Annotated in this window: 8 protein-coding genes and 2 pseudogenes; 2 read left to right on the top strand and 8 right to left on the bottom strand. The window is 44.2% G+C overall.

Going from position 1 to position 6,048, the window contains the following annotated elements; genetic code table 11:
• Positions 1–127 (top strand): annotated as a pseudogene (locus AB1797_12515) (DUF6444 domain-containing protein).
• Between the two features lie 303 nt (positions 128–430).
• On the opposite strand, the gene AB1797_12510 reads toward AB1797_12515, so the two are convergent.
• Positions 431–850, bottom strand: coding sequence for a DUF3368 domain-containing protein (locus tag AB1797_12510; protein MEW5768418.1), 420 nt, complete (start codon positions 848–850; stop codon positions 431–433).
• Positions 804–992, bottom strand: coding sequence for a hypothetical protein (locus tag AB1797_12505; GenBank protein ID MEW5768417.1), 189 nt, complete (start codon positions 990–992; stop codon positions 804–806). The genes AB1797_12510 and AB1797_12505 overlap by 47 nt, the downstream gene beginning before the upstream one ends.
• 62 nt (positions 993–1,054) lie before the next feature.
• On the opposite strand from AB1797_12505, the pseudogene AB1797_12500 reads away from it, so the two are divergent.
• A pseudogene (locus AB1797_12500) lies at positions 1,055–1,204 on the top strand (GxxExxY protein).
• 59 nt (positions 1,205–1,263) lie between these two features.
• On the opposite strand, the gene AB1797_12495 reads toward AB1797_12500, so the two are convergent.
• The 6 genes from AB1797_12495 to AB1797_12470 all read right to left on the bottom strand — a co-directional run bounded on the left by AB1797_12495 (position 1,264) and on the right by AB1797_12470 (position 5,579).
• A complete protein-coding gene (locus AB1797_12495) occupies positions 1,264–2,118 on the bottom strand; it encodes a shikimate dehydrogenase (protein MEW5768416.1) in 855 nt (284 codons plus the stop codon).
• Positions 2,119–2,241: 123 nt separating this feature from the next.
• Positions 2,242–2,373 carry a hypothetical protein gene (locus AB1797_12490; protein ID MEW5768415.1) on the bottom strand — a complete coding sequence of 44 codons (132 nt, stop codon included), beginning with the start codon at positions 2,371–2,373 and terminating at the stop codon, positions 2,242–2,244.
• A 246-nt stretch (positions 2,374–2,619) separates the two neighbouring features.
• A complete protein-coding gene (locus tag AB1797_12485; protein MEW5768414.1) occupies positions 2,620–2,970 on the bottom strand; it encodes a DUF5615 family PIN-like protein in 351 nt (116 codons plus the stop codon).
• Complete coding sequence (locus AB1797_12480; GenBank protein ID MEW5768413.1) at positions 2,967–3,206, bottom strand: DUF433 domain-containing protein; 240 nt, start codon at positions 3,204–3,206, stop codon at positions 2,967–2,969. Before AB1797_12480 ends, AB1797_12485 begins: the two co-directional genes overlap by 4 nt.
• A 304-nt stretch (positions 3,207–3,510) precedes the next feature.
• A complete protein-coding gene (locus AB1797_12475; GenBank protein ID MEW5768412.1) occupies positions 3,511–4,803 on the bottom strand; it encodes a TolC family protein in 1,293 nt (430 codons plus the stop codon).
• A 413-nt stretch (positions 4,804–5,216) separates the two neighbouring features.
• Complete coding sequence (locus AB1797_12470) at positions 5,217–5,579, bottom strand: retroviral-like aspartic protease family protein (GenBank protein MEW5768411.1); 363 nt, start codon at positions 5,577–5,579, stop codon at positions 5,217–5,219.
• Between the last annotated feature and the right edge of the window lie 469 nt (positions 5,580–6,048).

The raw sequence follows: 6,048 nt of genomic DNA, 5'->3' as shown, positions 1-6,048 counted from the left end.
GGCCAAAAACAGCAAAAATAGTAGCAAGCCTCCTTCCAGTGATGGACTCAAAAAACCCCGAACAAGTAGTCTTCGAAAACCAGGCAGCAAACCTAATGGTGGCCAAAAGGGTCATAAAGGTAATACCGGGACGGTTCACCTTGCTGTGAAAGCTTGCGACTAATGGCCTATCCCAAAACCTCCGCGATAGAAACCTGGTTTCTTGAAGAAACTCGGCTTCTGGTCACACTGGAGAGGTTTTGGGATAGGCTCTAAAAATTATCGACAATAGCCCCAGCGGGGCAGAATATTTATAGTTCCCCAGGCACAACCATATGTTAAAGCTCCGTAGGAGCGATATGTTTTTACATATATCGCCCCTACGGGGCTTGAGATGTAGGGGTTGGCATTCTCGCTATAAATATATCGCCCCTACGGGGCTAAAAGCTCACTACAGGTCGCAAGGTTTCACAAGAAAATGGACTATTTTGAACCGTCCCAAAAATCCCTTATTTTTTAACTCTTCTATAAGTGGTCTAATCCTTTTGATAATACCAGTTTCTTTTGCCTGAATAAGGAGGGCCAATAACCCACTAACCTTAAGCCCTTCTGATATAGCAATTTTTCTGGCCTTATCATCGTCAAGAATTATCAGATCAGCCTTGATCTCCTTAGCAAGAGTAATCGCTTCGCTTTCTCCATGTCCTAAGATGACATTCAATCTCATCACCAGCTCTCGGTCAGAGACATCTCTTTTCTCAATCCATTTAGCCTCTCTTAATTCAATCGCACCTATCCTGTTAACCCCTTTAATCACTATATCTTCATAAACAGCCGAGGGAATTATCAAATTTTTTACCATCTTTTCCATGATATTTAGATGACCGATGCGGGTTAAGGCTATAAGCATGAAGGTCTAAGATAAATGCTTCCTTTGCCTCTTTTCTGAACTCTTCTTCCGAACCTACTAAACTTATTATCTCTTCGGAAATTGTTACCTCTATTGTTTTCATCCCTACCACCTCCATTTTGTAAACTCGTAATCGTTCACCACAGAGACACGGAGACACGGAGAATGATTTTAGAAAAAGCACTTACAGAGCAAATAATTGGGTCAGTAATAGAAGTTCATAGGTATTTAGGTCCTGGTTTATTAGAGTCAGCCTACGAAGAATGCCTTTGTCATAAACTCTATTTGTGTGGTCTAAATTTTGAACGACAGAGACCCCCTTAAGAGACTTGTCCTTTAGATTTTTCTCAGTGTCTCTGTGGTGAGGTGAACGGTTACAGTTTTTTTTCCACCACCTGCCGCATAATTTCAAGCGGGGCCTTTTGTCCTGTCCACAACTCAAAGGCGAGGGCGCCCTGGTGGACGAACATACCCATCCCCTCGACTGTCTCTGCCCCCCTGAGCCTGGCTTCTCTGAGCAAAGTGGTCTCTCTAGGGTTATAAATCAGGTCAGAGACGATCAATCCAGAATGAATAAGGCCAGGATCAATAGGCCAGGGGTCATCAGGTTTCATCCCCAAAGAGGTGGCATTAATTAACAAGTGGGCCTGGTTTATATATTCAGGCACTCTGGCATCTTCCAGGCCAAGAGCGGTGATGTCTATGTCTCCAATGAACTTCTTGATCTCTGCCGCTAAAGTTACGGCCCGCTCTACAGTTCTGTTGACCAGGACCAGAGAAACGATGCCGGCTTTGGCTAGGCTGAAAGCCACTGCCCGGCAGGCCCCACCGGCGCCAATAATGACCACCTTCTGACCGGCTATATCTATCTCCAGATTCTTTAAGGAGTTAATGTAACCTTCTCCATCAGTATTGTAGCCAACCCACTTGTCCTTATTTCTACCAATAGTATTAACGGCCCTTAAGGTAGTCGCCTCAGGGGAGACTTCGTCCAAAAGCTCGATCACTCTTTCCTTGTAAGGCATGGTTACATTAAGGCCGACTAAATTATCGAGAGAGAGGATGCCTTTCACGGCCGTCTTAAAATTATCCAGGTTGATCGGCAGGGGGAGGTAAATCATATTTAGCTGAAGGGCCTCCAAGGCGGCATTGTGCATCGCCGGTGAAAGGGTATGTTTAAGGGGGTGACCGATAATACCCAGGATACGAGTAAGACTATTGATTTTCATTCCGGAATCTTTCCTCGCCTGCCTGGTATTTGTGGCCTGGTGTCTACCACCCGGACTACTGGACACCAGACTACCCATCACCAGGCCTTAAGTATAACGTCTCTTGAGATTTTTGTCAAAAAACTACTTTTCTGCTGTAATCCGAAGATCTTCCTCAGCCTCACCAATAGCCTCTTTGGCTACTTCGATGGAAGAGAAAGCCGTTAATTCTTCCAGGGCAACTTTTCGACCTGTATGGTTAGAGGTTATAAGCAATGAGCGGACAGGATGGTTATACGAGCTTCTGTCCAATATACCTCTTCCGCAGGAGACATTTGGAGTGCAGTGGCGAGCGAGAAATTGGTCTACCAGTCTTCTCTGGTAAAAGACTACGAACAAGCGGTCCCTCAAGTGCTTTTATAAATCCCTCACTAAGATGTGACCTCAGCGGCAAGAGCCAAGACATGACCCCAGCGAACCATAAAAGGGTCAGCTTCAGCGATTCGTTAGCGAATGAGCCAGTTATGACCGACGAATCCGTATCATATTTGGGGTTATGACACTAAACGCTTCCAGTAACTCTGAGGCATGCTCAGCAAACATCTTGGACATAATGTCCGCTTTGGTTATGGCCGTCAACCCCGTTAACCTGAGCAACACAACCCCACCATGGATCAACCCTTGACGATAGACCATTTCTCCAAAATCTTTGTCGGCAGTCAGCAACAAGGCTTGACGGACATTCGCACAGTGAAGGACGCTTTCGTCAGTAAGGCTTGGTGACATTTCGGTAATATACCACACATCGTATCCCTCGTCTCGTAACCGATCCACAATGGGTTTATCCACACTTTCGTCTGCAACAAGATTCATGCGGCTTTCTCCCATACAGGATAAATAACATCACTGCGAAGGGCTTGGGCTGCAAATGCGAATGCCGCATAAATGGCCTGTTTGGTCAAACGGGGATGGGCTTCCAGGAGTTGCTCAATGGTTTCTCCCGCAGATAACTTTTCTAAAATCAGTTCAACGGTGATTCGAGTCCCCGTAATCACAGGTTTTCCCATCATAATGGATGGGTCGGAATGAATTAATGGTGTGTTCATCATATCCCCTTTCCTCCTGCTTGTTTTCCCTTTGTCTGCTCGGTTCCGCTATTTTTCAAATTAATTGCTCCCTATTTCATTTATCGGCAAACCTGAATATATTCTTCAATTGTAATCGTTTACCACAGAGACACGGAGAATGATTTTAGAAAAAAGCACTTAATACCTGTTTTGAAAGATGGAATTAAGAGATTTGTCCTTTAGATTTTTCTCAGTGTCTCTGTGTCTCCGTGCTGAGGTGAACGGTTACATTAAAACATCAAAACATGCACCTACTCCCCAAAAGAAAGGATATATCAACAAGGCACTATTGCCTATCCAGGTTATAAGGAAATTTTTCCCCCGTAGCCTTAGAAAGCTCAGCCATGGCAATGAAATAATCATAAAGGGCTGTATAATAATTGGTTCTGGCAGAAATTAAGTCTGTCTGGGCATCCAGGACATCAGTTGAGGTAGCCATACCTACCTTATACTTTTCTTCTGTAATCCGAAGACCTTCCTCAGCTTCACCAATAGCCTCTTTGGCTACTTCGATGGAAGAGAAAGCCGTATGAGAGGCCAGATAAGCCTGCTGCACTTCTAAAGTAATCCCATCCACCAGTTGGGCTTGGCCATCTTCTACCCGGCTCAGTTCTAATCCAGCCACCTTTACCTGAGAGCGGGTCTTTCCAAAGTCCCAGGGATTAATGCTTCCGGATAGAGTAATGCTCCATGAGCCTTCCCAATCTTCCGGTGCCTGAGATGATCCCTTCTGGTAATCATAATCTCCGATCAAAGCCACCTTAGGATAATAAGAACTTCTGGCCAACTTGAGGCCAAGTTTGGCCAGGGCAATATTCATCTCCATCTGCTTAAGTTCCGGCCTGTCAGCCATGGCTCTCTTAAGGCAGGTGTCCAGGGTTAAATTTAAGGGCTTATAGTCCTCTAATTCTTCCAGGGCAACTTTTTCCTCTATGGGCCGGTCTAAAAGGATATTAAGATTACTTTGGGCCATCTTTAAACCATCTTCGGCCTTTATCAAGTTCTGTTTGGTCTGAGCCAGAACTACCTCAGCTTTCAAGAGGTCCAGCTTAGCGACAATTCCGGCTTCAAGGAGGTTAGAAGTCAAATCCCGGTGTGCCTCAACCTGACGGACTGCCTCCCCGGCCACCAGCTTGAATTTCTCCGCCTTCAGTGCCTGAAAATAAGCGGATTTAGCCTTCAGGATAAGATCGGCTTTTACCTTTTCGTAATCCCAATCAGCCAGCTCTTTGGAAATTTTCGCTATCCGGTAGGAGGTATCAATCTTGCCACCCGTATATATGGGTTGTTGGGCACTCCCTTTGAGGCTGTAAATATCATCATCACCGAAGGAGATATCTCCGAATGAAATACCCCCAAAGGAGCCTCCTTCTATGGATGGTGACTCATCTAAGCGGGTGTAGTTTGCTGAGAGTTCAAGTTGGGGATAGAAGGCAGTCCTGGCCTCCTTTATCTTTACCACCGCCTTCTCTTTTTCGAGCCAGGCCTGATGGATAGCCGGACTATTCTTAAGGGCCAATTCCACACATTTTTCCAGCGTCAAAATTTCTTCCGATGCCCCCTCGGAAGCAAGCAACAAAAAAATCAGAGCTATTAGAAAGGTCTTACGCACTTTTGGATATTCCCTCCTCGATGGTGATTGGTAAATACTACATATCGCCGCCTAGCTGCCACCAAAAGAAACCACAGATTTCACCGATTACTAAAAAAGTATAGTAACCGTTCAGCCACCAAGGCACAAAGACACAAAAGTATGTGTCGTAGAGAACATTAGAGCAATAGATCAGCAGTTCTGGAACTTTCAGAAAAGTCTTTAACTACTGCTCTGTTGCTCTACTGCTCTACTGCTCTATTTTTGTGTCTTAGTGTCTTTGTGGCTGAACACTTACAAATTTGTATGTCAATCAAAAAATTTCCTCGCTCAGCTGCCGCCTTTGGTGGTCGGCTGCAGCAAGTTGTTAGGTTTCATACTTTTTCACAAGCCAATAACTGTTACTTCAGTGGGATTGCTGGCAGTCTTTTCAAGGTTTTAGTCGTAGGGTCAACCATTATTCCCACAGATTCTAATGCAGTGACACCTAAGATAGGTTCTGAATCACGTTCTCCGAAAATAACACGGCCAGCAGTAGTTTCACCCATGAACTCAATCCGAACAAGACCATAAGGATATTCCTTTACAGTTCCATCAGCCAGTTCATAGGACATCCTTCCCTCTTTGACAACTCCAATCTCTTCCAATTTGTCAGCAGGAACCATAGAGTCCGTGGCTCCGGTATCTACTAAAAAGATCTCTTCGTATGTTCCATGAGGGATATTGAGACTCGTAAGTTTTGTCGTGACTTTTGTCAATCCCATTCCTTTCCTCCTTTCATCTTTTGTGGCCTAATGCTCTGTTGAGCTATTAAAAAATAATTCTTTAATCTTTGTGTCTTAGTGTCTTTGTGGCTGAACACTTACAAAGTATACAATCGGTGTAATCTGTATAATCGGTGTTTCCCTGTTTCGGGGTGCTTTTATAATTCTCTCGGACAACGCCAATGTGGCCGGACAATACTATATGACTGACCTATTTGTCTACTATACTACAAAGATATTTTCTGTCAAGTAATTTTTTTCGGATGATGTTCATCATTTCGGCCATTTATTGAATCCTATACTTTTGCACTTTTTAATAGCCGTTAGAGATATTAACACTTATCTTGGGATAAAAAGTATCCGAACTTCTTAGTAAAGAACCTTACTAAGGAGGAAAAAGCTATGGATACATTTTTTCCCGCTACTATACTTGGTTACATAAGAGCCTTTGCTCCAATTTTTGCTGCTA

The organism is bacterium (assembly GCA_040753085.1).
Classification (GTDB): domain Bacteria; phylum UBA9089; class JASEGY01; order JASEGY01; family JASEGY01; genus JASEGY01.
Note: the sequence above shows the minus strand (reverse complement) of the source record. Positions and strands in the feature narration are given on the sequence as shown.